The sequence below is a fragment of the Streptomyces sp. GL_140 genome, from assembly GCF_057834465.1.
In genome coordinates, this window is record NZ_CM174404.1 from 5,239,087 (window position 1) to 5,264,178 (window position 25,092).

At 71.8% G+C, this 25,092-nt stretch carries 25 protein-coding genes; 14 read left to right on the top strand and 11 right to left on the bottom strand.

The window, feature by feature from the left end; translation table 11 throughout:
- Nucleotides 1-2: 2 nt before the first annotated feature.
- Both AC3IYJ_RS24435 and AC3IYJ_RS24440 read left to right on the top strand, forming a co-directional pair.
- Complete coding sequence (locus tag AC3IYJ_RS24435; protein WP_489396885.1) at nt 3-1,439, top strand: aldehyde dehydrogenase family protein; 1,437 nt, start codon at nt 3-5, stop codon at nt 1,437-1,439.
- Nucleotides 1,432-2,331 carry an aldehyde dehydrogenase family protein gene (locus AC3IYJ_RS24440; protein WP_489396886.1) on the top strand — a complete coding sequence of 300 codons (900 nt, stop codon included), beginning with the start codon at nt 1,432-1,434 and terminating at the stop codon, nt 2,329-2,331. The genes AC3IYJ_RS24435 and AC3IYJ_RS24440 overlap by 8 nt, the downstream gene beginning before the upstream one ends.
- Before the next feature lie 98 nt (nt 2,332-2,429).
- On the opposite strand, the gene AC3IYJ_RS24445 is transcribed toward AC3IYJ_RS24440, so the two are convergent.
- Nucleotides 2,430-2,792 (bottom strand): hypothetical protein, encoded by a 363-nt coding sequence (locus tag AC3IYJ_RS24445; RefSeq protein ID WP_489396887.1) that lies wholly within the window; start codon nt 2,790-2,792, stop codon nt 2,430-2,432.
- 65 nt (nt 2,793-2,857) lie between these two features.
- On the opposite strand from AC3IYJ_RS24445, the gene AC3IYJ_RS24450 reads away from it, so the two are divergent.
- Complete coding sequence (locus AC3IYJ_RS24450) at nt 2,858-3,556, top strand: uridine kinase family protein (RefSeq protein ID WP_489402909.1); 699 nt, start codon at nt 2,858-2,860, stop codon at nt 3,554-3,556.
- 202 nt (nt 3,557-3,758) lie between these two features.
- Here AC3IYJ_RS24450 and AC3IYJ_RS24455 read toward each other — a convergent pair whose 3' ends face one another.
- On the bottom strand, nt 3,759-4,463 hold the full coding sequence (locus AC3IYJ_RS24455; protein ID WP_489396888.1) for a SigE family RNA polymerase sigma factor: 705 nt from the start codon (nt 4,461-4,463) through the stop codon (nt 3,759-3,761).
- A gap of 165 nt (nt 4,464-4,628) precedes the next feature.
- Between AC3IYJ_RS24455 and afsQ1 the strand changes: the two genes are divergently transcribed.
- From afsQ1 to AC3IYJ_RS24470, 3 genes are read left to right on the top strand one after another with little or no spacing between them, the layout of a single operon-like run.
- A complete protein-coding gene (afsQ1, locus tag AC3IYJ_RS24460; protein ID WP_243333801.1) occupies nt 4,629-5,306 on the top strand; it encodes a two-component system response regulator AfsQ1 in 678 nt (225 codons plus the stop codon).
- Nucleotides 5,204-6,790 carry an ATP-binding protein gene (locus AC3IYJ_RS24465; RefSeq protein ID WP_489396889.1) on the top strand — a complete coding sequence of 529 codons (1,587 nt, stop codon included), beginning with the start codon at nt 5,204-5,206 and terminating at the stop codon, nt 6,788-6,790. The genes afsQ1 and AC3IYJ_RS24465 overlap by 103 nt, the downstream gene beginning before the upstream one ends.
- Complete coding sequence (locus tag AC3IYJ_RS24470; RefSeq protein WP_489396890.1) at nt 6,774-7,520, top strand: GerMN domain-containing protein; 747 nt, start codon at nt 6,774-6,776, stop codon at nt 7,518-7,520. Before AC3IYJ_RS24465 ends, AC3IYJ_RS24470 begins: the two co-directional genes overlap by 17 nt.
- A gap of 83 nt (nt 7,521-7,603) precedes the next feature.
- Here AC3IYJ_RS24470 and AC3IYJ_RS24475 read toward each other — a convergent pair whose 3' ends face one another.
- Nucleotides 7,604-8,515: a LysR family transcriptional regulator gene (locus AC3IYJ_RS24475; RefSeq protein ID WP_489396891.1), complete on the bottom strand. Its 912-nt coding sequence runs from the start codon at nt 8,513-8,515 to the stop codon at nt 7,604-7,606.
- 122 nt (nt 8,516-8,637) lie between these two features.
- On the opposite strand from AC3IYJ_RS24475, the gene AC3IYJ_RS24480 reads away from it, so the two are divergent.
- On the top strand, nt 8,638-9,390 hold the full coding sequence (locus tag AC3IYJ_RS24480; protein ID WP_489396892.1) for an SDR family NAD(P)-dependent oxidoreductase: 753 nt from the start codon (nt 8,638-8,640) through the stop codon (nt 9,388-9,390).
- A gap of 94 nt (nt 9,391-9,484) precedes the next feature.
- Entirely contained in the window at nt 9,485-9,739 is a 255-nt protein-coding gene (locus AC3IYJ_RS24485; RefSeq protein WP_489396893.1) for a tautomerase family protein, read from the top strand.
- Between the two features lie 137 nt (nt 9,740-9,876).
- Here AC3IYJ_RS24485 and AC3IYJ_RS24490 read toward each other — a convergent pair whose 3' ends face one another.
- The 3 genes from AC3IYJ_RS24490 to AC3IYJ_RS24500 form a co-directional block, all read right to left on the bottom strand.
- A complete protein-coding gene (locus tag AC3IYJ_RS24490) occupies nt 9,877-11,535 on the bottom strand; it encodes a phospho-sugar mutase (RefSeq protein WP_489402910.1) in 1,659 nt (552 codons plus the stop codon).
- Nucleotides 11,536-11,573: 38 nt separating this feature from the next.
- Nucleotides 11,574-12,380 (bottom strand): purine-nucleoside phosphorylase, encoded by an 807-nt coding sequence (locus tag AC3IYJ_RS24495; protein ID WP_489396894.1) that lies wholly within the window; start codon nt 12,378-12,380, stop codon nt 11,574-11,576.
- Nucleotides 12,381-12,527: 147 nt separating this feature from the next.
- Nucleotides 12,528-12,965 carry a gamma-glutamylcyclotransferase family protein gene (locus AC3IYJ_RS24500; RefSeq protein ID WP_215148387.1) on the bottom strand — a complete coding sequence of 146 codons (438 nt, stop codon included), beginning with the start codon at nt 12,963-12,965 and terminating at the stop codon, nt 12,528-12,530.
- 329 nt (nt 12,966-13,294) lie between these two features.
- Between AC3IYJ_RS24500 and AC3IYJ_RS24505 the strand changes: the two genes are divergently transcribed.
- Both AC3IYJ_RS24505 and AC3IYJ_RS24510 read left to right on the top strand, forming a co-directional pair.
- Nucleotides 13,295-14,734 carry an NAD(P)H-quinone dehydrogenase gene (locus tag AC3IYJ_RS24505; RefSeq protein ID WP_489396895.1) on the top strand — a complete coding sequence of 480 codons (1,440 nt, stop codon included), beginning with the start codon at nt 13,295-13,297 and terminating at the stop codon, nt 14,732-14,734.
- A 175-nt stretch (nt 14,735-14,909) separates the two neighbouring features.
- Nucleotides 14,910-15,869 (top strand): DeoR/GlpR family DNA-binding transcription regulator, encoded by a 960-nt coding sequence (locus AC3IYJ_RS24510; protein ID WP_489396896.1) that lies wholly within the window; start codon nt 14,910-14,912, stop codon nt 15,867-15,869.
- Nucleotides 15,870-16,236: 367 nt separating this feature from the next.
- Here the strand turns inward: AC3IYJ_RS24510 and AC3IYJ_RS24515 are convergent, their stop codons facing one another.
- Nucleotides 16,237-17,991, bottom strand: coding sequence for an acetyl/propionyl/methylcrotonyl-CoA carboxylase subunit alpha (locus tag AC3IYJ_RS24515; protein WP_489396897.1), 1,755 nt, complete (start codon nt 17,989-17,991; stop codon nt 16,237-16,239).
- A gap of 420 nt (nt 17,992-18,411) precedes the next feature.
- Between AC3IYJ_RS24515 and AC3IYJ_RS24520 the strand changes: the two genes are divergently transcribed.
- On the top strand, nt 18,412-18,936 hold the full coding sequence (locus tag AC3IYJ_RS24520) for a hypothetical protein (protein WP_489396898.1): 525 nt from the start codon (nt 18,412-18,414) through the stop codon (nt 18,934-18,936).
- Here AC3IYJ_RS24520 and AC3IYJ_RS24525 read toward each other — a convergent pair.
- The 4 genes from AC3IYJ_RS24525 to AC3IYJ_RS24540 form a co-directional block, all read right to left on the bottom strand.
- The gene (locus AC3IYJ_RS24525) at nt 18,917-19,525 is read right to left on the bottom strand and encodes a Maf family protein (protein WP_489396899.1); all 609 of its coding nucleotides are present in this window, start codon (nt 19,523-19,525) and stop codon (nt 18,917-18,919) included. The genes AC3IYJ_RS24520 and AC3IYJ_RS24525 overlap by 20 nt on opposite strands.
- 49 nt (nt 19,526-19,574) lie before the next feature.
- A complete protein-coding gene (gene mmpB / locus AC3IYJ_RS24530) occupies nt 19,575-19,706 on the bottom strand; it encodes a morphogenic membrane protein MmpB (RefSeq protein WP_489396900.1) in 132 nt (43 codons plus the stop codon).
- Nucleotides 19,707-19,817: 111 nt separating this feature from the next.
- Nucleotides 19,818-20,030 carry an acyl-CoA carboxylase epsilon subunit gene (locus tag AC3IYJ_RS24535; RefSeq protein ID WP_489402911.1) on the bottom strand — a complete coding sequence of 71 codons (213 nt, stop codon included), beginning with the start codon at nt 20,028-20,030 and terminating at the stop codon, nt 19,818-19,820.
- 22 nt (nt 20,031-20,052) lie between these two features.
- Complete coding sequence (locus tag AC3IYJ_RS24540) at nt 20,053-21,648, bottom strand: acyl-CoA carboxylase subunit beta (protein WP_489396901.1); 1,596 nt, start codon at nt 21,646-21,648, stop codon at nt 20,053-20,055.
- Between the two features lie 336 nt (nt 21,649-21,984).
- On the opposite strand from AC3IYJ_RS24540, the gene AC3IYJ_RS24545 reads away from it, so the two are divergent.
- The 3 genes from AC3IYJ_RS24545 to AC3IYJ_RS24555 all read left to right on the top strand — a co-directional run bounded on the left by AC3IYJ_RS24545 (nt 21,985) and on the right by AC3IYJ_RS24555 (nt 25,024).
- The gene (locus AC3IYJ_RS24545; RefSeq protein WP_489396902.1) at nt 21,985-22,842 is read left to right on the top strand and encodes a biotin--[acetyl-CoA-carboxylase] ligase; all 858 of its coding nucleotides are present in this window, start codon (nt 21,985-21,987) and stop codon (nt 22,840-22,842) included.
- 131 nt (nt 22,843-22,973) lie between these two features.
- Nucleotides 22,974-24,164, top strand: a complete 1,191-nt coding sequence (locus AC3IYJ_RS24550) for an adenylate/guanylate cyclase domain-containing protein (RefSeq protein ID WP_489396903.1) — start codon at nt 22,974-22,976, stop codon at nt 24,162-24,164.
- Between the two features lie 44 nt (nt 24,165-24,208).
- Nucleotides 24,209-25,024 (top strand): enoyl-CoA hydratase/isomerase family protein, encoded by an 816-nt coding sequence (locus AC3IYJ_RS24555; RefSeq protein ID WP_489396904.1) that lies wholly within the window; start codon nt 24,209-24,211, stop codon nt 25,022-25,024.
- Nucleotides 25,025-25,092 lie beyond the last annotated feature (68 nt).

A 25,092-nucleotide genomic window follows, 5' to 3' on the forward strand; every position in this document is an offset into this window, starting at 1 on the left:
CCATGGCATCCCTCTTCGAGTACGCACCGGCCCCCGAATCGCGCTCGGTCGTCGACATCGCCCCCTCCTACGGGCTCTTCATCGACGGCGAGTTCACCGACGCGGCGGACGGCAAGGTCTTCAAGACCGTCTCCCCCTCCTCCGAGGAGGTCCTCGCCGAGGTCGCGCAGGCCGGCGCCGCCGATGTGGACCGCGCCGTCAAGGCCGCCCGCAAGGCCTTCGAGAAGTGGTCGGCGCTGCCCGGTTCCGAGCGCGCCAAGTACCTCTTCCGCATCGCGCGGATCATCCAGGAGCGCAGCCGCGAGCTGGCCGTCCTGGAGACCCTCGACAACGGCAAGCCGATCCGGGAGACCCGCGACGCGGACCTGCCGCTCGTCGCCGCGCACTTCTTCTACTACGCGGGCTGGGCCGACAAGCTCGACCACGCGGGCTACGGGGCCAACCCGCGTCCCCTCGGCGTGGCCGGCCAGGTCATCCCGTGGAACTTCCCGCTGCTGATGCTCGCGTGGAAGATCGCCCCGGCGCTCGCCACCGGCAACACGGTCGTGCTCAAGCCCGCCGAGACCACGCCCCTGTCGGCGCTGTTCTTCGCGGACATCTGCCGCCAGGCGGGCCTGCCCAAGGGCGTCGTCAACATCCTCACCGGTTACGGAGACGCGGGCGCGGCCCTCGTCGAGCACCCGGACGTGAACAAGGTCGCCTTCACCGGCTCCACCGCCGTCGGCAAGGCCATCGCGCGCCAGGTCGCCGGCACGGACAAGAAGGTCACCCTGGAGCTGGGCGGCAAGGGCGCCAACATCGTCTTCGACGACGCCCCCATCGACCAGGCCGTCGAGGGCATCGTCACCGGCATCTTCTTCAACCAGGGCCAGGTCTGCTGCGCGGGCTCGCGCCTGCTGGTCCAGGAGTCGATCCAGGACGAGCTGCTCGACTCGCTCAAGCGCCGCCTGTCCACGCTGCGCCTGGGCGACCCGCTCGACAAGAACACCGACATCGGCGCGATCAACTCCGCGGCGCAGCTCGCCCGGATCACCGCGCTCGTGGAGACCGGCGAGGCCGAGGGCGCCGAGCGCTGGTCCCCGGCGTGCGAACTGCCCTCCGCCGGCTACTGGTTCGCCCCGACGCTCTTCACGAACGTCACCCAGGCGCACACCGTCGCCCGCGACGAGATCTTCGGCCCGGTGCTGTCCGTGCTGAGCTTCCGTACGCCCGACGAGGCCGTCGCCAAGGCCAACAACAGCCAGTACGGCCTGTCCGCCGGCATCTGGACGGAGAAGGGCTCGCGCATCCTCGCGGTCGCGAACAAGCTCCGCGCGGGTGTGGTGTGGGCCAACACGTTCAACAAGTTCGACCCGACTTCGCCCTTCGGCGGCTACAAGGAGTCGGGCTTCGGGCGCGAAGGCGGCCGTCACGGCCTGGAGGGCTACCTCTATGTCTGAGAAGTTCGAGCAGCGACTGAGTGTCTTCAAGACCTACAAGCTGTACGTCGGGGGCAAGTTCCCCCGCTCCGAGAGCGGCCGGGTGTACGAGGTGACGGACCCTAAGGGCAAGTGGCTGGCCAACGCCCCCCTGTCCTCCCGCAAGGACGGCCGTGACGCCGTCGTCGCCGCACGCAAGGCCTTCGGCGGCTGGTCGGGCGCGACCGCGTACAACCGCGGCCAGATCCTTTACCGCGTCGCCGAGATGCTGGAGGGCCGCCGGGAGCAGTTCGTCCGCGAGGTCGGCGAGGCCGAGGGGCTGTCGAAGTCCAAGGCCGCGGCGGTCGTGGACGCGGCCGTCGACCGCTGGGTCTGGTACGCGGGCTGGACCGACAAGATCGGCCAGATCGTGGGCGGGGCCAATCCGGTCGCGGGCCCGTTCTTCAACCTCTCGACCCCCGAGCCGACCGGCGTCGTCACGGTCGTCGCCCCGCAGGAGTCCTCCTTCCTCGGGCTGATCTCCGTGATCGCCCCGGTGATCGCCACCGGCAACACGGTCGTCGTCATCGCCTCCGAGAAGGCGCCGCTCCCGGCGCTCTCCCTCGGCGAGGTGCTGGCCACCTCCGACCTGCCCGGCGGAGTGGTCAACATCCTGTCCGGCAAGGCCGCCGAGATCGGCCCGCACCTGGCGTCCCACCAGGACGTCAACGCGATCGACCTGGCGGGCGCCGACTCCGCGCTCGCCAAGGAGCTGGAGATCGCGGCGGCGGACAACCTCAAGCGCGTTCTGCGTCCACAGCCTGTGGACGACTGGAGCGCGGACCCGGGTACGGCCCGCATGACGGCCTTCCTGGAGACCAAGACCGTCTGGCACCCCACGGGGTCGCTGGGCGCGGGCGGATCCTCGTACTAGACCTCCGGGTCCCGTACAGAACCGCCCCCGAAGACCGGCCCCGGCAGCGTCCCCCGCGCTGCCGGGGCCTCTTCATGCCCTACGAGGCTCCGGACGCCCTACTTGACCGCGCCCGGCAGCAGCGGGCCCAGCAGCGAGGACGCGGCCGCGGTGGGAAGCTCGCCGATCGACGAGCCGCGCGTCAGGCTGCCCGTCAGCATGCTCGTACCCACCGACGGGAAGTCCGCGACCTGCGTGGCCACCCCGTTGTCCAACGGGTCCACACCGGTGTTGGCCAGCGGGTTCACCTTGAGATTCGAGATCGGATCGGCCACCCCGGCCAGGGCCGCGGGGACGGAGAGCTCCCCCGCCTGGGCGCCGCCGGCGGCCATCGCCAGGGCCGCGCCGGCCATCGAAAGGGTCAGGCCTGCGGTGCGCAGCGCCTTGGTCTGAGGGGCTTTGGGGGCTGCGTGACGTGCCATGGATTCCCGCCTGTGGGCTCGTACGGTCTCGTAGTCGCGTGCGCACGCAGCGTAGTGGAGGTGTGATCCTGGATACCAACGGGCCTTTGGGTAGGTCCCCTGCGCGAGGTAATAGTTCACACTTGTGTTCCGTGAGCTGTTCCTCTCCTTTGCCTACGCGTGTCGTCCTTCTGACCGGACCCTCGGGGTCCGGCAAGTCCTCGCTGGCGGCCCGTTCCGGGCTGCCCGTGCTGCGCCTGGACGACTTCTACAAGGAGGGTGACGACCCCACCCTCCCGCTGGTCGACGGCAGCGCCGACATCGACTGGGACTCCCCGCTGTCCTGGGACGCGGAGGCGGCCGTGGCCGCGATCGCGGAGCTGTGCGCCGCCGGGCGCACGGAGGTTCCCGTCTACGACATCGCGACCTCCTCCCGGACCGGGACGGAGGCGCTGGACATCTCCCGGACGCCGCTGTTCATAGCCGAGGGGATCTTCGCGGCGGACGTCGTGGACCGGTGCCAGGAGCTGGGCCTGCTGGCGGACGCGATCTGCCTGCGGGGCCGTCCCTCCACGACCTTCCGCCGGCGCCTCGCGAGGGACCTGCGCGAGGGCCGCAAATCCGTCCTCTTCCTGCTGCGCAGGGGATGGCGGCTGATGCGGGCCGAGCGGGGCATCGTGGCCCGCCACACCTTGCTGGGCGCGCACGCCTGCGGCCGCGACGAGGCCCTCGGCCGGCTGGCCGCCGCCGCGGCTGGCCGCCACCGCGCCGCGGCGCCCGCGTAGCCGCACGGCCTCCAAGCAGCGCGACCGGCGCCCGCGCGGCCGGACCCCGGGCACGCCAAAAGGCGGGACCAGCGGACCCCCATCCGCTTGATCCCGCCTTTTGCCCCCGTGACCCCCGTCCCACCCCCGTAGGACGGGCCCCCTGGCCCCTTGGACTGTGTGGTGCGCGCGTCACGCGCACGGTGCGTGCCCCGGAGCGGGACTACGCGACGAGCTTCTCGAAGGACTCCGCCTCGTCGACGCCGAAGTTCAGGGCCTCGTCCTCGCGCATCCGTCGCAGCGAGCGCCAGATGCTGGACTTCACCGTGCCGACGCTGATGCCCAGGATCTCCGCGATCTCCGGGTCCGTGCGGCCCTCGTAGTACCGGAGCACCAGCATCGTGCGCTGCGGCTCCGGGATGCGGGTGAGCGCCTGCCACAGCACCGCACGCAGCTCCGTACCGCCCATCGCGTCCGTGTCCGAGGCCGTCTCCGGGAGCTCCTCGGTCGGGTACTCGTTGAGCTTGCGCCGGCGCCAGGCGCTGATGTGCAGGTTGGTCATGGTGCGCCGCAGGTAGCCGCCGACGGCCGCCTTGTCGCTGATGCGGTCCCAGGCGCGGTACGTGGAGAACAGCGCGGTCTGCAGCAGGTCCTCGGCCTCGTAGCGGTCGCCCGTCAGGTGGAAGGCCGTCGCGTACAGGGCGGCCCGCCGCTCCTGGACGTACGCCGTGAACTCGGCCTCGTTGGAGGAGGAGCTCGGCGTGTGCTGGACCGGGACGGAGGGGCGCTCGTAGGTCTTCGCGTCGATGGCGACCACGTGCGACGGCCGCCGGGTGGGCGTCGTCGCCGTGCGGACGGCCGTCCTGCGGTTCACATCGTGCAGCCGCGTGACAACCGCGCTGGTGGTGGTGGCGTGCAGCGTGCTCATCTCGCGCCCCCCGTCGTGGAGTCTGTCTGGTTCGTTGCTAGAAGACTGCCCGCCGGACATAACCGGGGTGTCCTTCGACTGTCACAGGCCTGTCACAGGGACCCCCGCAGGATCCGAGGGGCCGGACGGTCGAACTCCCGAGGGACGATGGGACAGAATGAGCCCGTGCCTTTCCTGTTGCTCATCGAGGACGACGACGCCATCCGCACGGCCCTCGAACTCTCCCTGTCACGCCAGGGCCACCGTGTGGCCACCGCGGCGACGGGAGAAGACGGCCTCAAGCTGCTGCGCGAGCAGCGTCCGGACCTGATCGTCCTGGACGTCATGCTGCCCGGCATCGACGGCTTCGAGGTGTGCCGGCGCATCCGTCGTACCGACCAGTTGCCGATCATCCTGCTGACCGCGCGAAACGACGACATCGACGTGGTCGTCGGCCTGGAGTCGGGAGCCGACGACTACGTCGTCAAGCCCGTCCAGGGGCGGGTCCTCGACGCCCGCATCCGCGCCGTGCTGCGCCGCGGCGAGCGCGAGGCCACCGACTCCGCCGTCTTCGGCTCGTTGGTCATCGACCGCAACGCCATGACGGTCACCAAGAACGGCGAGGACCTCCAGCTCACTCCGACCGAGCTGAGGCTGCTGCTGGAACTCAGCCGCCGCCCCGGCCAGGCCCTGTCGCGGCAGCAACTGCTGCGGCTGGTCTGGGAACACGACTACCTGGGCGATTCGCGTCTCGTCGACGCATGCGTGCAGCGGCTGCGCGCCAAGGTCGAGGAAGTTCCCTCCTCGCCCACCCTGATCCGTACGGTGCGGGGCGTCGGCTACAGACTGGACTCCCCTCAGTGATCAAAGCCCTCTTCGCGGGCCGGCGCTGGACCAGCCTGCGTCTGAGGCTCCTCATCGTGTTCGCCCTGGTCGCGCTCACGACGGCCGTCTCCGCCTCCGGGATCGCGTACTGGCTCAACCGCCAGGCCGTACTGGACCGGACCCAGGACGCCGTCCTCGGCGACTTCCGCCAGGAGATGCAGAACCGGGCCGCCGCGCTGCCCATCGATCCGACGCAGGAGGAGCTGCAGCGCACCGCCGAGATGATGGCGGGCAGCAGCCCCGGCTACAGCGTGCTCCTGGTCCACGAGCGCAAGGACCACACCACGGTGACCGGCGCGGCCGGTCCCGACGCCTTCCGGATGGCCGACGTCCCCAAGTCGCTCCAACACGCGGTCAACGACCGGCAGAAGACGACGGCGGTCAACGACGCCGAGTACCACATGTACTGGCAGCGGACGAAGCCGAACGGCAATCCGTACCTGGTCGGCGGCACCCGGATCGTGGGCGGCGGGCCGACCGGTTACATGTACAAGTCCCTCGCCCAGGAACGCGACGACCTCAACGCCCTGGCCTGGTCGCTGACCATCGCCACGGGCCTCGCGCTGCTCGGCTCCGCGCTGCTCGCGCAGGCCGCGGCCCGGACCGTGCTCAAGCCCGTGCAGCGGCTGGGCGAGGCGGCCCGGCGGCTCGGCGAGGGAGAGCTCGACCACCGCCTGGAGGTGTCGGGCACCGACGAACTCGCCGATCTGTCGCACACCTTCAACAAGACGGCGGAGGCGCTGGAGAAGAAGGTCGCCGACATGAGCGCGCGGGAGGAGTCCAGCCGACGGTTCGTCGCGGACATGTCCCACGAGCTGCGCACGCCGCTGACGGCGCTGACGGCGGTCGCCGAGGTGCTGGAGGAGGAGGTCGACGACCTCGATCCGATGATCGCACCGGCGGTGGCGCTGGTCGTGAGCGAGACCCGGCGCCTCAACGACCTGGTGGAGAACCTGATGGAGGTCACCCGCTTCGACGCGGGGACGGCCCGGCTGGTGCTCGACGACGTGGACGTCGCCGACCAGGTGACGGCCTGCATCGACGCGCGGGCCTGGCTGGACGCGGTCGAACTCGACGCGGAGCGCGGGATCGTGGCGCGCCTGGACCCCAGGCGCCTCGACGTGATCCTGGCCAACCTGATCGGAAACGCGCTCAAGCACGGCGGTTCGCCGGTACGGGTCTCCGTGCTGGTGGAGGGGGAGTGGCTGGTCATCGCGGTGCGGGACAACGGGCCGGGCATCCCGGAGGCCGTGCTGCCGCACGTGTTCGACCGCTTCTACAAGGCGAGCGCGTCCCGGCCGAAGTCGGACGGCAGCGGGCTGGGCCTGTCGATCGCGATGGAGAACGCGCACATCCACGGCGGCGACATCACGGCCGCGAACAGGGCGGAGGGCGGCGCGCTCTTCACCCTGCGGCTGCCCATGGACGTGGGGAAGGTGATCGCCGATGAAGACGAGGCGTAGCGGCAGCGGCGGTCGGGGCAGTGGCAACGGCCGTGACAGTGGCGACGGCCGTGAAAGCGGCAGTCGTACGGTGGCGGCCCTGCTGTGCGGGACCGCTCTGACGGGGCTCGTGCTCTGCGGATGCGGCATCCAGGCCAGCACCGTCCCGGTGGACGTGGGCCCGGCTCCCTCGCGGGTGTCCTGCGACACCCCGGCCAGGCCTTCGGGCGGCGCGAGCACGGTGCAGGGCATCAGGGCCACGGTGGAGCTGGTCTGCGGGTCCCAGCTGGTCGGGGTCGAGCGGGTGGTGCCGGTTCCGGAGAAGAGGACCTCCCGGGACGCGGTGGTACTGGTCAGCCAGGCGCTGCTGGAGGCGCTCCAGCGCGAGCCGTCCGCGGAGGAGCGGGACGCCGGCTTCACGACCGGGGTCCCGGCCGGGCTGACGACGGCGTCGCCGCGGCCGGGCGATCCGGCGGGGACGGTGCGGCTCAGCCGCAAGCCGGAGGACCTGCCGCTGGTGGCCCTGTCGCAGATCGTGTGCACGCTCTCGGAGAGCGAAGCGGTGTCGGCGGGTCCGGGACCGGTGGTGCTGGGCGGACCGGATGCGGATCCGCCGAGGTCGTGGTCGTGCAGCGACGCGGTCCGCGCCCGGCCGGAGGCGGTGCCGACGCTGGGCGACGTGGTCCGGCCGGGGAGCAGTCCGTCGGCCACCACGGGCGCGCCTTCGCCCGGACCGTCGGACACGACCTAGCGGACGCCGAAGCGCCGGTGCGGTGGGCTGATCCGCACCGGCTCGCGCCCGCCCGCACCGCCCCGCTCGGGCCCCGTCCGGCTTCAGGCGGCCTGGGGCCGGCGCGTGAGCCGGGTCGTCAGCTCCTCCACGAAGGCGGCCAGCCGGGGCGGGCGCGGGCCGGGGCGCGTGGCGCAGTACCAGGTGCGGGTCAGCGGCTTCGCCCCGATGCGGACCAGTGCGAGGCCGTGCGAGGACGCGTACGGCGCGGCCACCCAGTTCGGCAGGATCGCCACACCCTGCCCACCCGCCGCCATCTCGATGACCAGGTCGGTCACCAGGGGCATGGTGGTGATCCGGGCGGGCCGGGCACCCGGGGGGATCGGCAGCGGGACCGAGGGGATGCGGCTCTGGTCGTAGACGTCGTAGAGGACCAGGTCCACGCCCGAGAAGTCGCGGGCCGTCACGTGCGCGCGGGACGCCCAGGGGTGTCCGGCGGGCACCACGGCCACCATCTCGTCCTCGAACAGCTCGGTCAGCTCCACCCGGTCCATCTGCGGGTCAGGCTTGGTGACGAGGGCGACGTCGACGAGGTCGGCGAGGAGTGCCGGGATCGGCGCGTCGTCGGCGACCGTGACGATCCGCACCTCGGCGTCCGGCTCCCGCTCGCGGAAGGCGCGCAATACGGGCGGCAGCCACGGGAAGGTGGTGCTGCACTGTGCGGTGAAGCGCACCCGGCGGTCCCGGCCGTCACGGATGTCCCGCAGGTCGCGGGTGGCCGACTTCAGCTCGCCGAGGACCTGGTGCGCGGCGACGAGCATCCTGCGGCCGGCCGGATTGGGCACCAGCCGACGGCCCGTGCGTTCGAAGAGCAGCATGCCCAGTCGCTCCTCCAGCCGGGTCAGCCGCTGACTGAGGGCGGGCTGGCTCACGTAGAGCCGCGAGGCGGCGGCGGTCAGCGAGCCGGACTCGGCCATCGCTTCCAGGAGCTCCAGGTCACGCAGGTCCACATCCATAACGCTGGATTATCACATGCTTCAACATCGGTCGTGGTGTGATGAGTTGACGGGTCGTAGCTTTCAGGTGTCAGCGAGAGCAGCCGACCGGTGAACCGGTCGGATACGAAAGGCACCGAACCATGTCCGACACCACGACCGCCGCCGCCCGCACCGCCCTCGTCACGGGCTCCTCCAGCGGGATGGGGCTGGACATCGCCCGCGCCTTCCTGGAGCGGGGCGGCAACGTCGTCCTCAACGGCCGCGACGCGGACCGTCTCGCCAAGGCCGCGGCCGTCCTCGGCCGGCCGGAGCGGACCGCCTGGGTCGCGGGCGACATCGCCGACCCGGGCACCGGCGAGGCACTCGTACGCGCCGCCCTCGACCGCTTCGGGAGCGCGGACGTCCTCGTGAACAATGCGGGGACCTTCGCCTCCAAGCCCTTCACCGAGGTCACCGAAGAGGAGCTGGACGGCTTCCTGACCCACAACCTCAAGGGCACCTACCTCACCACCCAGGCCTTCGTACGGGCGGTGCGCGCCCAGGGCCGCGGCGGCGCCGTCGTCAACATCGGCACCGTCCTGGTGGACCACGGCCTGGCGGGCTTCCCGGCCTCGGCGCCGGTGGTGAGCAAGGCCGGTGTGCACGGGCTGACGATCAGCCTGGCCGCCGAACTCGCGGCCGAGGGCATCCGGGTCAACCTCGTCGCGCCCGGCATCATCCGCACGCCACTGCACGAGGGCGCGGACGTCGACGCGTACGGGGGCCTCGCGCTGCTGAACAGGGTCGGCGAGGTCGCGGAGATCTCGCAGGCGGTCCTCTACCTCGCGGAGGCGGAGTTCGTCACGGGCCACGTCCTGCGCGTGGACGGCGGCCACGTCACCGGCCGCTCCTGAACGACTCGCACCCCGATCCCCGATCCCCGATCCCCGATCCCCGATCCGCGCATCGCGCATCGCGCAGTCCCCGTATCCAGAGAGGTCGCAGACCGTGCCGTACGTCAATGTGAAGATCACCCGCGAGGGTGCCACCGCCGCTCAGAAGGCCGAGATCATCGCCGGGGTCACCGGCCTGCTGGTCGACGTCCTCGACAAGGACCCCGCCACCACCTTCGTCGTCATCGAGGAGGTCGACCTGGAGAGCTGGGGCGTCGGCGGCGTACCGACCGAGGAGTACCGCCGCCGGACCCGGGCCGTACGGGCGGCCACCGCCCCGGAGCCGCCGTTCAACCCGTACGGCGCCTGACGGGCCCGGAAACGGCGACCGGCCCCGGTCAAGGGGGCCGGCGTGCTGACCGGGGGGTCGGCGGACGGAGTCCGGCGCAGCGGTGAGAAGCCGGTGCGGCCCCCCGGGGCCGCACCGCGCGAGCGGTGCGAGAAGGATCAGATGCCCGCCGCCGCCGCGAGGTCCTTCTTGATCGCGTCGAGGACTTCCTGTCCGCGCACGCGGGCCGTGGCCAGGTCGCAGGCCTCCGCCACCGGGACCACGACCTCCAGGTAGCACTTCAGCTTGGGCTCCGTGCCCGACGGGCGGACGATCACCCGGGCCTTGTACTCGCCCTCCAGGTAGTAGCGCAGCCCGTCCGTGGGCGGGAGCGTCGCCGTGCCCTGGTTCAGGTCCTCCGCCGAGACGACCCGCAGGCCCGCCAGCGAGAGCGGGGGCTGGGCGCGCAGCGCCGCCATCGCCGAGGCGATGACCGACAGGTCCTCGACGCGGACCGACAGCTGGTCGGTGGCGTGCAGTCCGTGCGCCATCGCCAGGTCGTCGAGCAGGTCGGTCAGGGTCCGGCCCTGCTCCTTGAGCACCGAGGCCAGCTCGGCCACGAGCAGGGCGGCCGTGACGCCGTCCTTGTCGCGGACGCCCTCGGGGTCCACGCAGTAGCCGAGCGCCTCCTCGTACCCGTAGCGCAGGCCCTCGACCCGGGAGATCCACTTGAAACCCGTCAGGGTCTCCTCGTAGCCCAGGCCCGCCGCGTTCGCGATCCGTCCCAGGAGGGAGGACGAGACGATCGACTCGGCGAAGACGCCCCGTGCACCCTTGCTGACCAGGTGGGCGCCGAGCAGCGCGCCGACCTCGTCGCCGCGCAGCATCCGCCAGCCGGAGGCGGAGGAGTCGTCCGGGACGGCCACCGCGCAGCGGTCGGCGTCCGGGTCGTTCGCGATGACGATGTCCGGATTCACGCGGGCGGCCGTCGCGAAGGACAGGTCCATCGCGCCCGGCTCCTCCGGGTTGGGGAACGCCACGGTCGGGAAGGCCGGGTCCGGCTCCGCCTGCTCGGCCACCAGGACCGGGGCCGGGAAGCCGGCGCGGGCGAACGCGGCCATGACCACGTCCTTGCCGACGCCGTGCATGGCCGTGTAGACGGTCCGCACGCCCCGGGGGGAGCCCGGGGTCAGCACGGCGTCCGTGCGCGCCAGGTAGGCCTCCAGGACCTCGTCGCCGAGGTCCTGCCAGCCGCTCTCCGGGCGCGGTACGTCGGCCAGCGCGGCGATCGCGTCGATCTGAGCCGCGATCTCGGCGTCGGCCGGGGAGACGATCTGCGAACCGTCGCCGAGGTAGACCTTGTAGCCGTTGTCCCGGGGCGGGTTGTGGCTCGCGGTCACCTCGACGCCGGCGACGGCGCCCAGGTGCCTTATGGCGTACGCGAGGACGGGGGTCGGCAGCGGACGCGGCAGGACGGCCGCCCGCAGCCCGGCGCCGGTCATCACGGCGGCGGTGTCGCGGGCGAAGTCGGCCGACTTGTAGCGCGCGTCGTAGCCGACGACGACCAGGCCGCCTTCGTGGCCCTGGGCCTTGAGGTAGGCCGCGAGGCCCGCCGCGGCCCGGATGACCACATTGCGGTTCATCCGCATCGGGCCCGCGCCCAGCTCGCCGCGGAGCCCGGCGGTGCCGAACTGGAGCATGCCGGAGAAGCGGTCCGCGAGCTCGGCGGTGTCACCGGCTTCGATCAGCCCGGCGAGCTCGGCCGCCGTCTGCGGGTCAGGGTCCTCGGCCAGCCAGGCCTGGGCCCGTGCGATCAGATCGTCCTGCGCGTCCTGCACGTCCTGCACTACCTCTCGTCGTCGGTCGGGTCGCTCGGTCAGATCCGGGCGAGGACCCGGGTCAGCAGCGTGCCCATGCGCGCGGCCGAGTCGCGGCCGGCCTGGAGCACCTCTTCGTGGTTCAGCGGCTCGCCGGAGATGCCCGCCGCCAGGTTGGTGACCAGGGAGATCCCGAGGACCTCGGCGCCGGCCTCACGGGCGGCGATGGCCTCCAGCACGGTGGACATACCGACCAGGTCGGCGCCCATGACGCGGATCATGTTGATCTCGGCCGGGGTCTCGTAGTGCGGGCCGGGGAACTGGACGTAGACGCCCTCTTCGAGGGTCTCGTCGATCTCCTTGCACATCGCGCGCAGGCGCGGCGAGTACAGGTCGGTCAGGTCCACGAAGTTCGCGCCGACGATCGGCGAGGTGGCCGTGAGGTTGAGGTGGTCGCTGATCAGCACGGGCTGACCGGGCTTCATGCCCTCGCGCAGGCCACCGCAGCCGTTGGTCAGGACGACGGTCTTGCAGCCGGCGGCGACGGCGGTACGGACGCCGTGGGCGACGGCGGCGACGCCGCGGCCCTCGTAATAGTGGGTCCGGCCGAGGAAGAGCAGCGCGCGCTTGTCGCCGATCTTGTACGAGCGGATCTTGCCGCCGTGGCCCTCGACGGCGGGCGGCGGGAAGCCGGGCAGGTCGGTGACCGGGAACTCGGCCTCGGGCGCACCGAGCGCCTCTGCGGCGGGGGCCCAGCCGGAGCCCATCACGAGGGCGACGTCGTGGGTTTCGGCGCCGGTCAGCTCGCGCAGACGGGCGGCTGCGGCGTCGGCGGCGGCGAAGGGGTCGGTAACAGATGCGTTCACGCGGAAGAGCGTAGCCGGTCTTGGCCTACGCGCGTAGATGGCGCAGCTCACGGTGTTCGGATCGTTGTCTTGTCGTTTCCGCCGAATCGTCCCGACCGGTTACGGGGCCGCGTGCGGCGCCTGCCCGGAGCCCTGCCCGGAGCCCGCCTAGCACGGGCGCTTGCGGAGCTCCATCACGTAGTCGTGGGGTGCGCCCGCGGATTCGGCGGCGTCGGCGAGTTCGCCCAGGTAGCGCGCCGAGGGCAGGCCGCCCTCGTAGCCGTTCAGGACGTACACCCAGGCCGCTTCCTCGCCGTCCAGGGTGTGCACGCGCACCCGCATGCGGCGGTAGATGTCGAGCCCGACACCCTCCCACCGGTCCATCGAGTCCTCGTCCAGCGGCGCGATGTCGTACAGCGCCACGAAGACCTGGTGGCGCGGCGCTTCGACGATCGTCGCCAGCGCGCCCTCCCAGCCCATCTGCTCGCCGCCGAACGTCAGGCGCCAGTCGTTGATCCAGCCCGTGCCGCGCAGCGGCGAATGCGGAGCGCGGCGCGTCATCAGCCGCGGGTCGAGGTTGCCGGCGTACGCGGCGTAGAGCGACATGGGGTCGAGAGTACGGGAGGGGTGGCCTCCGTTGCGTGCCCGCCCGGGTGCCCGGACCCCGCGGCGGCCGGGGCCGTACGCCGCGGGGATCGCGCCCGGACCCCGCGGGGGATCGTGCCCGGCGGCCGCCCGGACCCCGCCCGGCGGCCGCCCGGACCCCGGCAGGGCCCTGGCCTGGGCTTGTCCCGGCCCTGCCCGTATGGCGGACCGGGCGTGAAGCACCTTGATGCGTGCGGGACAATGGGGCACGGAATGCATCCCCCGGGGAGACCCCCCGGAAGCCCCGGCCGGGGCGGCAGCCGGCCGGGTAGACGTGAGGCGGAGTTTTCGTGACCCGGATCGTGATCATCGGCGGCGGACCAGGCGGGTATGAGGCGGCCCTCGTGGGGGCCCAGCTCGGCGCGGAGGTGACCGTCGTGGACTGCGACGGTCTGGGCGGAGCGTCGGTCCTCACCGACTGCGTGCCCTCCAAGACTCTCATCGCGACCGCCGAGGTCATGACGACCTTCGACTCGTCGTACGAGGAGCTCGGCATCGTCGTCGCCGACGACACCCCGCCGCTGGAACAGGCCGCGCGCGTCGTCGGCGTGGACCTCGGCAAGGTGAACCGGCGCGTCAAGCGCCTCGCGCTCGCCCAGTCGCACGACATCACCGCCTCCGTCACCCGGGCCGGCGCCCGCGTCGTGAGGGGCCGCGGCAAGCTCGGCGGCCCGCAAGGCATCGACGGCACGCGCGACGTCATCGTCACCGCGGCCGACGGCACCGAGACGATCCTGACGGCCGACGCCGTGCTCATCGCGACCGGCGGCCACCCCCGCGAGATCCCGGACGCGATGCCCGACGGCGAGCGGATCCTGAACTGGACCCAGGTCTACGACCTCGACGAGCTCCCCGAGGAGCTCATCGTGGTCGGCTCCGGTGTGACCGGCGCCGAGTTCGCCGGCGCCTACCAGGCCCTCGGCTCCCGGGTGACCCTGGTGTCCTCCCGCGACCGCGTGCTGCCCGGCGAGGACCCGGACGCCGCCGCCGTCCTGGAGGACGTCTTCCGCCGCCGCGGCATGAACGTCATCGGCCGCTCGCGCGCCGAGTCCGCCAAGCGCGTCGGCGACCGCGTGGAGGTCACCCTCTCCGACGGCCGGGTCATCACCGGCACGCACTGCCTGATGGCGGTCGGCGCGATCCCGAACACGGGCAACATGAACCTGGAGGAGTCCGGGGTCAAGCTCAAGGAGTCCGGGCACATCTGGACCGACAAGGTCTCGCGCACCTCCTCGCCCGGCGTGTACGCGGCCGGCGACGTGACCGGCATCTTCGCGCTGGCCTCCGTGGCCGCCATGCAGGGCCGCATCGCGATGTACCACTTCCTCGGCGACGCGGTGGCCCCGCTGAACCTCAAGACGGTCTCCTCGAACGTCTTCACCGACCCCGAGATCGCCACCGTCGGCTACACCCAGGCCGACGTGGACTCCGGCAAGATCGACGCCCGGGTCGTGAAGCTTCCGCTGCTGCGCAACCCGCGCGCCAAGATGCAGGGCATCCGCGACGGCTTCGTGAAGATGTTCTGCCGCCCGGGAACCGGCATCGTCGTCGGCGGCGTGGTCGTCTCGCCGCGTGCGAGCGAGCTGATCCACCCCATTTCGATCGCCGTGGACAACAACCTGACGGTCGAGCAGATCGCAAACGCGTTCACCGTGTACCCCTCGCTGTCCGGTTCGATCGCGGAAGTGGCGCGCCAGCTGCACACGCGGAAGGCCGCCGGAGAGGCATAGATCCCGGTAACACCCCTTGTGTGCAAGGGTTTTGGCTCGAACTGACGGCCCGTCGCGGAGCAGGTGCGCGGCGGGCCGGCCGCGTATACCACTAGTTGCCCCACCGTATGGACAACTTCGGAATTCCGGCGCAAAGAGCTGAAAGCAGACGGTCGTTGGGGTTACTGTCAGTTTCGTGTTCGCTGCAGAACGTCGCCAATTGATCCTCGAAATGGTGCGGGCCAACGGAGCGGTATCGCTCCGGGAGCTCGCCCGCGTCGTCCAGACCTCCGAAGTGACCGTACGGCGGGACGTGCGGGCACTGGAGGCAGAAGGACTCCTCGACCGCCGGCACGGCGGTGCGGTACTGCCGGGCGGTTTCACGCGAGAATCCGGCTTTCCGCAAAAGTCCCATCTCGCGACGGCGGAGAAGACCGCCATCGCCGATGTCGCGGCCTCCCTCGTGGAAGAGGGCGAGGCCATCGTCGTCGGCGCGGGCACCACGACCCAGGAGCTGGCCCGCCGGCTCGCCCGGGTGCCCGGTCTGACCGTCGTGACCAACTCCCTCCTGGTCGCCCAGGCGCTGGCCCATGCGAACCGGGTGGAGGTGGTGATGACCGGCGGAACCCTGCGCGGGTCCAACTACGCCCTCGTCGGCAGCGGAGCCGAACAGTCCCTCCAGGGCCTGCGCGTCTCCCGCGCCTTCCTCTCCGGGAGCGGCCTGACCGCGGAGCGCGGCCTGTCCACGTCCAACATGCTCTCCGCGAGCGTGGACCGCGCCCTGGTCCAGGCGGCGGCGGAGGTCGTGGTCCTGGCCGACCACACGAAGCTCGGCACGGACACCATGTTCCAGACGGTGCCGACCGACGTGATGACCCGCCTGGTCACGGACGAGCCACCGCCGCACGACGACCGCGCGGGCACGGAGCTCCAGGCACTGGCGGACCAGGGGGTCCAGATCACGGTGGCCGGCGCGACCGCGTCCCCCGGCGCGACGGGCGACGGCATGGCAGGCCGCCGCCCCCGCCGCGAATCCCCCCTCCCGGTCCAACGCCGAGGCGGCCCCACGGCCCAGCTCCGCAGCGCGGGCATGATCCCGGACCCCCAGCCGGGCGAGCGGGAGCGCGCAAGGGTGGCGGACATGCGGCGGCGGTGAACCGTCGTGTACCAGCCCCGAGCCGTCGCTCCACCGTCGCCGTGGAGCAATGCCGAAGCCCCGCCAGGCACTGCCGGGCGGGGCTTCGGTCATTCATGGGAATCGAGTGGTTCCCGGTGGGCGTCACGCCTCCCGGAGGTCCTCCCAGATTCCTCGGGCCACTCCGTCGGGGTCCGGCACGACCGCACACCATTCGGCCAGGGCCGAGTCCCTGAGGGTGAGTGCATAGCCCTCTCTCAGCAGGTCCGCAGGATCATCGATGCCACCCGGGTGGACCTGGTGATCCAGTTCTCCGGGACACAACGCCGCAGGCCCCCAGGACCCGAACGGGTCCTGGGGGCCTGCGGCGTTCGGCGGCGGTGCGGGATCAGTCCTTGATCTCGCAGATGGTGGCGCCGGAGGTGAGGGAGGCGCCGACCTCGGCGTTCAGGCCCACGATGGTTCCGGAGCGGTGCGCGTTGAGGGGCTGCTCCATCTTCATGGCCTCCAGGACGACGACGAGGTCGCCCTCGTTGACCTGCTGGCCCTCTTCGACGGCCACCTTGACGATGGTCCCCTGCATGGGGGAGGCCAGGGTGTCGCCGGAGGCGGCGGGGCCGGACTTCTTGGCGGCGCGGCGCTTGGGCTTGGCTCCGCCGGCCGCGGCGGTGCGGGCCAGGGTCATGCCGAGCGAGGACGGCAGGGAGACCTCGAGGCGCTTGCCGCCGACCTCGACGACCACGGTCTCGCGGCCGGGCTCGTCATCGGTGTCCTCGGCGGCCGGAACCACGAACGCCGGGATCGTGTTGACGAACTCGGTCTCGATCCAGCGGGTGTGGATCGTGAAGGGATCCGAGGTGAAGGCCGGGTCGGCGACGACCGCGCGGTGGAAGGGGATGGCGGTGGCCATGCCCTCGACCTCGAACTCGGCCAGCGCGCGGGCGGCGCGCTGCAGCGCCTGCTCGCGGGTGGCGCCGGTGACGATGAGCTTGGCGAGCAGCGAGTCCCAGGCGGGGCCGATGACCGAGCCGCTCTCGACGCCCGCGTCCAGGCGGACGCCCGGACCGGTGGGCGGGGCGAACTTGGTGACGGTGCCGGGGGCGGGCAGGAAGCCGCGGCCCGGGTCCTCGCCGTTGATGCGGAACTCGAAGGAGTGGCCGCGCAGGACCGGGTCCCCGTAGCCCAGCTCCTCGCCGTCCGCGATGCGGAACATCTCGCGGACCAGGTCGAGGCCGGTGACCTCTTCGGTGACCGGGTGCTCGACCTGCAGGCGGGTGTTGACCTCGAGGAAGGAGATCAGGCCGTCGGCGGAGACGAGGAACTCGACGGTGCCCGCGCCGACGTAGCCGGCTTCCTTCAGGATCGCCTTGGAGGCGGCGTACAGCTCGGCGTTCTGCTCCTCGGTCAGGAACGGCGCCGGGGCCTCCTCGACCAGCTTCTGGTGGCGGCGCTGGAGGGAGCAGTCGCGGGTGGAGACGACGACGACGTTGCCGTGGCTGTCGGCCAGGCACTGGGTCTCGACGTGGCGGGGCTTGTCGAGGTACTGCTCGACGAAGCACTCGCCGCGGCCGAAGGCGGCGACGGCCTCGCGGACGGCGGAGTCGTAGAGCTCGGGAATCTCTTCGAGGTTCCGGGCGACCTTGAGTCCGCGTCCACCGCCACCGAAGGCGGCCTTGATCGCGATGGGCAGGCCGTGCTCCTGGGCGAAGGCCAGGACCTCGTCCGAACCGGAGACCGGGTCGGGCGTGCCGGCCACGAGCGGCGCGCCGGCGCGCAGCGCGATGTGACGGGCGGCGACCTTGTCACCGAGGTCGCGGATGGCCTGCGGGGGCGGGCCGATCCAGATCAGGCCCGCGTCGAGGACGGCCTGCGCGAAGTCGGCGTTCTCGGAGAGGAAGCCGTATCCGGGGTGGATGGCGTCCGCACCGGAATCGGCTGCGGCCTGCAGGATCTTGCCGATGTCCAGGTAGCTGGCGGCCGGGGTGTCACCGCCCAACGCGAAAGCTTCGTCGGCCGCTCGGACGTGCAGAGCGTCCCGGTCCGGATCGGCGTAGACGGCTACGCTCCCGATCCCGGCATCCCGGCAGGCCCGAGCAACACGGACTGCGATTTCGCCACGGTTGGCGATGAGCACCTTGCGCACGATGGCTCCCTCCTTGAAACAAGCTGAGTTTAGGGACAGCCCACACGGCCTTTCGACCCTTCCCCGTTGGTGACCTTGCCCACACGCAGTGTGATTTGAGTCGACTCGGAGTCGAAAACCCTTGTGACGCCCCATGTCAGGGGGATCCCCGACTGCACAGTAACCCTGACGTGTGTCCGGGGTCTCTGTCCGGCAGGTTAGCGGGCACGGGTGAATCTTTGTCGGGTCCCTACGAATGACCTGGCGATTGCCCGCGGAGTACCGCGCGGACACCGTCCGGCCTTCCCATGGCAACGAAGGTGACCCGGCCCCTTGTCCGCAGGTTTACCCGTTAGTAGCCTCCAGGCGTCGAACGGGCTTGTGCGTGTGGGGGATGGGGGCGTCGTGGCTGGTGCGGGTGGGGTGGTGCTGCGGAGATCCGTGGCCGGAACGACCGCGGTCGTACTCGTCGTGGAAGCGGCGGTGCTCGTTTTCGTCCACATCGTCCTGGGACGGACCACCGAGAACCAGTCGATGTCCATAGCGGGCATGGATCCGGATGTCATGTCCAAGGCAACCTACGCGCTGGGTGCCGGCATGGGCGGCTTCCTGCTGCTCTGCGCCGTCCTCCTCGCCGTCGCGGCGATCCGGGACCGGGCCCCCGGCGCCTTCGCCCGCGTGGTCCTCGTGACCGCCGCCGTCGTCCACGGCCTGCTCGGCGCCCTGGTCGTCGGGCTGGTCGGCTGGGGCGCCTTCGCGGTGATGATGGCGATCCTGTGCCTGCTGGTACTGAGCCTGACGCTCTACGCGGCCAAGGGCGCGGCCGGCAGCGGCTCCGCCGACGAGGCCGGCAGGGCCGACGAGGCCGGCGGGGCGGCGGCCGACGACGTGCAGGACACGCCGCCGGGTCCGCCGCTGCTCGGGGACTTCGGGGACTTCGGAGACGTCAAGCCCACAAGTCCGTGATCGACACGCCCAGTTCGGCCAGCAGCGAGCGCAGCAGCGGCATGGAGATCCCGATCACATTGCCGTGATCCCCGTCGATGCCCTCGATGAACGGCGCCGACAGCCCGTCCAGGGTGAACGCTCCGGCCACGTGCAGCGGTTCCCCGCTCGCCACGTACGCCGCCACCTCCGCGTCCGAAGGCTCGCCGAAGCGGACCGTCGTGGAGGCCGTGGCCGAAACCTGACGCCCGGTCGCGGTGTCGATCACGCAGTGCCCGGTGCGCAGCACCCCGGCGCGCCCGCGCATCGACTTCCAGCGGGCCGTTGCCTCCTCGGAGTCCGCCGGCTTGCCCAGCGCCTCGCCGTCGAGCTCCAGCACGGAGTCGCAGCCGATCACCAGGGCGCCCGCCGCCTCCTCCTGGGCCGCCACGACGGCGGCCTTGGCCTCGGCCAGCGCGAGGGCCAGTTCGGCGGGGGAGTCGGCGGTGACGGCGTCCTCGTCGAACCCGCTGACGATCACGTGCGGGGCGAGCCCGGCCTGCCGCAGCAGGTTCAGCCGGGCGGGCGAGGCGGAGGCGAGGACGAGGGCGTGGCGGGCTTCGGCAGTCATGCCCGTCATCGTAGGGCGGGACCGCGGCACCTCCGAAAGGGACGACGGTCTAGAAGCCCACGCCCAGCACGTACACCACGACGAGCATCGCGAGGACGACGATCACGGTCATCCGCCGGACCATCGCCTGTGCGTCGCGCATGTCCTTGGGCGGCTCGTTCTTCGGGTCTGACCAGAGCATGCCCCGATCCTGGCCCCGGGGACGGCAGTGGCGCCTGAGTACGGGTACTCAGGCGCCACCGTGCGTTCACGCCATCTTCAGCTCCGCACCGGACTCAGCTCCGCACCGGACTCAGCCCTGTCCGGGCCAGTACGTACGGCCCCACGCGCCCGGCCCCGGCTGCGGCAGCGTCCGCCGCGCCACCCGGCCCGGGGCCGACCACGCGTCGGCCGGCCTGCGCGCGCCCGACGGCACCGACGCCAGTGCCGCGGCGCGCGCTTGGACCACCGCCAGTGCGGCGGCCAGCTCCTCGGGGGTCGGGTTCCCCTTGACGACCTTGATCACCACAGGACTGCCCTCCTAGGGCCTAGAGGGGGATGTTGCCGTGCTTCTTCGGGGGCAGGGACTCCCGCTTGGTGCGCAGCTGGCGCAGCCCCTTCACCACGTGCGCCCGGGTCTCGGACGGCATGGTCACCGCGTCGATGTAACCGCGCTCGGCGGCCGTGTACGGGTTCAGCAGCGCGTCCTCGTACTCGGCGATGAGCCGCGCCCGCGTCTCCTCGGCGTTGCCCGCCTCCTCCGCTTCGGCGATCGCCCGGCGGTGCAGGATGTTGACCGCGCCCTGCGCGCCCATGACGGCGATCTGCGCGGTCGGCCAGGCGAGGTTCAGGTCGGCGCCCAGGTGCTTGGAGCCCATGACGTCGTAGGCGCCGCCGAAGGCCTTGCGGGTGATGACCGTGATCAGGGGGACGGTGGCCTCGGCGTACGCGTAGATCAGCTTGGCGCCGCGCCTGATGATTCCGTTGTACTCCTGGTCGGTGCCCGGCAGGAAGCCCGGTACGTCGACGAAGGTCAGCACCGGGATGTTGAAGGCGTCGCAGGTCCGTACGAAGCGCGCGGCCTTTTCGGAGGCGTCGATGTCCAGACAGCCGGCGAACTGCATCGGCTGGTTGGCGACGACCCCGACCGGGTGGCCTTCGACGCGGCCGAAGCCGGTGAGGATGTTCGGAGCGAACAGCGACTGCGTCTCCAGGAACTCCGCCTCGTCGAGGACGTGCTCGATGACGGTGTGCATGTCGTACGGCTGGTTCGCGCTGTCCGGGATCAGGACGTCGAGCTCGCGGTCCCAGTCGCTGACCTCGGTGTCGGCCTCCTCCGGGAACGCGGGGGGCTCGGAGAGGTTGTTCGAGGGGAGGTAGGAGAGGAGCGACTTCACGTACTCGATGGCGTCCTTCTCGTCACCCGCCATGTGGTGCGCGACGCCTGACGTGCTGTTGTGCGTGCGCGCCCCGCCCAGCTCCTCGAAGCCGACGTCCTCGCCGGTGACCGTCTTGATGACGTCGGGGCCGGTGATGAACATGTGCGAGGTCTGGTCGACCATCACCGTGAAGTCGGTGATCGCGGGGGAGTACACGGCTCCGCCGGCACAGGGCCCGACGACCAGGCTGATCTGCGGGATCACCCCGGAGGCGTGCACGTTGCGGCGGAAGATCTCGCCGTACATGCCCAGCGCGCTGACACCCTCCTGGATGCGGGCGCCGCCGGAGTCGTTGATCCCGACCAGCGGGCAGCCGGTCTTCAGCGCGAAGTCCATGACCTTCATGATCTTCTGGCCGTAGACCTCGCCGAGGGCCCCGCCGAAGACGGTGAAGTCCTGCGAGAACACGGCGACGGGCCGGCCGTCGACGGTGCCGTAGCCGGTGACGACCCCGTCCCCGTAGGGCCGGGTCTTCTCCAGGCCGAAGTTGGTCGAACGGTGCCGGGCGAACTCGTCGAGCTCGACGAAGGACCCCTCGTCCAGCAGCAGGGCCACCCGCTCACGCGCCGTCAGCTTCCCCTTGGCGTGCTGCTTCTCCACCGCCCGGCTGGATCCGGCATGGGTGGCTTCCTCGATGCGGCGCTGCAGATCCGCGATCTTCCCCGCGGTGGTGTGCATGTCGATCGGCTCTGACGGTTGTGACATCGGGGTCGCGGCTCCCTGCGTGGTGTCAACTGCCTGGCAATTCACTGACTACTACTGGCTACTGGTGCGTAGCGTATCGGCGGGCATGGCGCTCGGCAGTGCGGCGTTTGACACACCGGATCTGGGTTGCCTGGTCTCGCCGCCCCCCTTAGGGGAACGCTCCCTCACGCGCTCCCTCACCCTGGCGGACGCACGCGCCGCAGCGGTCGTGACGGCTCCGCGGCCCGGGCCGTCGGTAGGGTGATCACGGAGCTTGGACGACCGCTTCGAACGACCGGCCGATGACGTGCTTCCTCCCGGTCTGAAGGCCGGGGCCGCCACATGAGGGGAATCCCGATGCCATCAGACGCTTCTGCTTCCGCGGGCCGCTGGTCGAGCCTTGACCGGCCGCCCCTGAACGCCGCCGTGCTGCGGCGGGGCCTCGTGACCGAGGAAGGGCTGTGGACCTCGCTGGAGGTGGTGGCCGCCACCGGTTCGACCAACAGCGATCTCGCCGCCCAGGCCGGGAAGCTGCCCGAGGGGGCCGTGCTCGTCGCCGAGGAGCAGACCGCCGGGCGCGGGCGGCTCGACCGGAGCTGGGTCGCGCCCCCGCGCTCGGGGCTGTTCTTCTCCGTACTGCTCAAGCCGGGGCCGGACGTGCCGCAGGAGCGGTGGGGGTGGCTGACGCTGCTGGCCGGGGTGGCCACCGCGACCGGGCTCTCGCAGGCCGCCGGGGTGGACACCGGCCTCAAGTGGCCCAACGACCTGCTGGTCACCGTGGACGGCGAGGAGCGCAAGACCGGCGGGATCCTCGCCGAGCGGGTCGGCGACGGGGTCGTCGTCGGGATCGGGCTCAACGTGACGCTGACCGACGAGGAGCTGCCGGTGGAAACCGCCGGGTCGCTGCTGCTCGCCAAGGCCTCCGTCACCGACCGGGACCCGCTCCTCAAGGCCGTACTGCGCTCGCTGGAGCAGTGGTACGGGCGCTGGCGCGCGGCCGGCGGGGATCCGGCGGCCAGCGGACTGCAGGAGACCTACGCGGCGGGCTGCGCCACCCTCGGCAAGCACGTGCGCGCCGAGCTGCCCGGCGGGCGCACCCTCACCGGGACGGCCGAAGCGGTGGACGCGGACGGCAGGCTCGTCGTGCGGACGGCCGAGGGACGGCACGAAGCCGTGGGAGCCGGGGACGTCGTCCACCTGCGGTCGGTCCGGTAGCCGCGCCGGTCGGCGGAGTGACGGAGTAGGGGAGTGAGCTACGGCACACCTGCCGTATGGTTTAGGCGATCCCGGTCCTCGCGGTGATCAACCGGTTCGGCAGTGCGCACGGAATGGACAGGAGGCGGCCCTTGACCGTCGACGACCCGCACTCCAGCGCGCCCGCCTCCGCGACCGCCCCCGGAGCGGCGGCCGGCGGTGCGCCCGGCCAGGGCAGCCCGGCCACCCCGATCGGGCGGGACCAGCACACTCCCCACCACGAGGTCGACCACACGGCGCAGCCGACGGCCGACCCGCTCGCCATCCGCCTGGAGCAGCTGATCCTGGGCGCCGAGCGCCGGTACACCCCCTTCCAGGCGGCCCGCAGCGCCGGGGTCTCGATGGAGCTCGCCTCCCGCTTCTGGCGGGCGATGGGTTTCGCGGACATCGGCCAGGCCAAGGCCCTGACGGAGGCGGACGTACTGGCGCTGCGGCGCCTCGCCGGTCTGGTCGAGGCCGGGCTGCTGTCCGAGCCGATGGCGGTGCAGGTGGCCCGTTCCACCGGGCAGACCACCGCACGGCTGGCCGAATGGCAGATCGACTCCTTCCTGGAGGGGCTGACCGAGCCCCCGGAGCCGGGGATGACCCGCACGGAGGTCACGTACCCGCTGGTCGAGCTGTTGCTGCCGGAGCTGGAGGAGTTCCTCGTCTACGTGTGGCGGCGCCAGCTGGCGGCCGCGACCGGACGGGTCGTGCAGGTGGCCGACGACGAGGAGATGGTCGACCGGCGGCTCGCGGTGGGCTTCGCGGACCTGGTGGGCTTCACCCGCCTCACGCGCCGGCTGGAGGAGGAGGAGCTCGGCGAGCTGGTCGAATCCTTCGAGACCACCTCGGCGGACCTGGTGGCCGCGCACGGCGGCCGGCTGATCAAGACCCTGGGCGACGAGGTGCTGTACTGCGCCGACGACGCGGCGACGGCGGCGGAGATCGCGCTGCGGCTGATCGAGACGATGGAAGCCGACCCGCAGATGCCGGAGCTGCGCGTGGGCATCGCCTTCGGGACCGTGACGACCAGGATGGGCGACGTCTTCGGGACCACGGTGAACCTGGCCTCGAGGCTGACCTCCATAGCCCCCAAGGACGCGGTCCTGGTGGACGGTGCGATGGCCGAGGAGCTCGGCCGCACGGGCGCGGCGCCGGTGTCGGAGAAGGAAGCCGAAGCCGAGGAGGGCGGCGGCTCGTACCGCTTCGCGCTCCAGCCGATGTGGCAGCGCCCGGTGCGCGGGCTGGGCGTGGTGGAGCCCTGGTCGCTGACGCGACGGAAGCCTAAGATCCCGACGTAACGTTCGTTAACCGGGAGGGCCGCCCTGTGTCCGAGTCTGCGTCTGTGTCCGAGGTCGCGTCCGCGTCCGTGTCCGAGTTCGTGGAGGTGCGCCGGCACGCGGACGGGGTCGCCGAGCTGGTCCTGGACCGGCCGAAGGCGATGAACGCGGTGTCCACGGACATGGCGCGGGCCATCGGCGCCGCGTGCGCCGCGCTCGCGGCCGACGCGTCGGTACGGGTCGTCGTGCTCTCCTCGGCCGCCGAGCGGGCCTTCTGCGTCGGCGCGGACCTCAAGGAGCGCAACTCCCTGTCGGACGCCGATCTAGTGCGCCAGCGGCCTACCACGCGGGGCGCGTACGGGGGCGTGCTGGAGCTGCCGATGCCGACGATCGCGGCGGTCCACGGCTTCGCCCTGGGCGGCGGCTTCGAGCTGGCGCTGGCCTGCGACGTCATCGTGGCCGACGAGACGGCCGTGGTGGGTCTGCCCGAGGTGTCGGTCGGCGTGATCCCGGGCGGCGGCGGCACGCAGCTGCTGCCGCGGCGGGTGGGTGCGGCGAGGGCCGCGGAGCTGATCTTCACGGCCCGCCGGGTGGAGGCCGCGGAGGCGCTCGCCCTGGGGCTGGTGGACTCGGTGGTCCCGACGGGCTCGGTGCGCGGGGCGGCACTGGAGCTGGCCGGGCGGATGGCGGCGAACTCCCCGGTCGGGCTGCGGGCGGCGAAGCGGGCGCTGCGGCTCGGGCACGGGATGGACCTGACGGCCGGTCTGGAGATCGAGGACGCGGCGTGGCGCGCGGTGGCCTTCTCGGGGGACCGGGCGGAGGGCGTCGCGGCGTTCAACGAGAAGCGGAAGCCGGCCTGGCCGGGGTGTGACCCCGCGTGACCCCGTGTGACCCCGCGTGACCTCGTGTGACCCCGCGTGACCTCGTGTGACCTCGTGCGGCCCCGTCC

Coding starts and splice junctions, on each gene's coding strand:
- AC3IYJ_RS24435 (WP_489396885.1), top strand. CDS start 3: ATGGCATCCCTCTTCGAGTACGCACCGGCCCCCGAATCGCGCTCGGTC.
- AC3IYJ_RS24440 (WP_489396886.1), top strand. CDS start 1,432: ATGTCTGAGAAGTTCGAGCAGCGACTGAGTGTCTTCAAGACCTACAAG.
- AC3IYJ_RS24445 (WP_489396887.1), bottom strand. CDS start 2,792: ATGGCACGTCACGCAGCCCCCAAAGCCCCTCAGACCAAGGCGCTGCGC.
- AC3IYJ_RS24455 (WP_489396888.1), bottom strand. CDS start 4,463: ATGAGCACGCTGCACGCCACCACCACCAGCGCGGTTGTCACGCGGCTG.
- AC3IYJ_RS24465 (WP_489396889.1), top strand. CDS start 5,204: ATGCGTGCAGCGGCTGCGCGCCAAGGTCGAGGAAGTTCCCTCCTCGCC.
- AC3IYJ_RS24470 (WP_489396890.1), top strand. CDS start 6,774: ATGAAGACGAGGCGTAGCGGCAGCGGCGGTCGGGGCAGTGGCAACGGC.
- AC3IYJ_RS24475 (WP_489396891.1), bottom strand. CDS start 8,515: ATGGATGTGGACCTGCGTGACCTGGAGCTCCTGGAAGCGATGGCCGAG.
- AC3IYJ_RS24480 (WP_489396892.1), top strand. CDS start 8,638: ATGTCCGACACCACGACCGCCGCCGCCCGCACCGCCCTCGTCACGGGC.
- AC3IYJ_RS24500 (WP_215148387.1), bottom strand. CDS start 12,965: ATGTCGCTCTACGCCGCGTACGCCGGCAACCTCGACCCGCGGCTGATG.
- AC3IYJ_RS24525 (WP_489396899.1), bottom strand. CDS start 19,525: ATGACTGCCGAAGCCCGCCACGCCCTCGTCCTCGCCTCCGCCTCGCCC.
- mmpB (WP_489396900.1), bottom strand. CDS start 19,706: ATGCTCTGGTCAGACCCGAAGAACGAGCCGCCCAAGGACATGCGCGAC.
- AC3IYJ_RS24540 (WP_489396901.1), bottom strand. CDS start 21,648: ATGTCACAACCGTCAGAGCCGATCGACATGCACACCACCGCGGGGAAG.
- AC3IYJ_RS24545 (WP_489396902.1), top strand. CDS start 21,985: ATGCCATCAGACGCTTCTGCTTCCGCGGGCCGCTGGTCGAGCCTTGAC.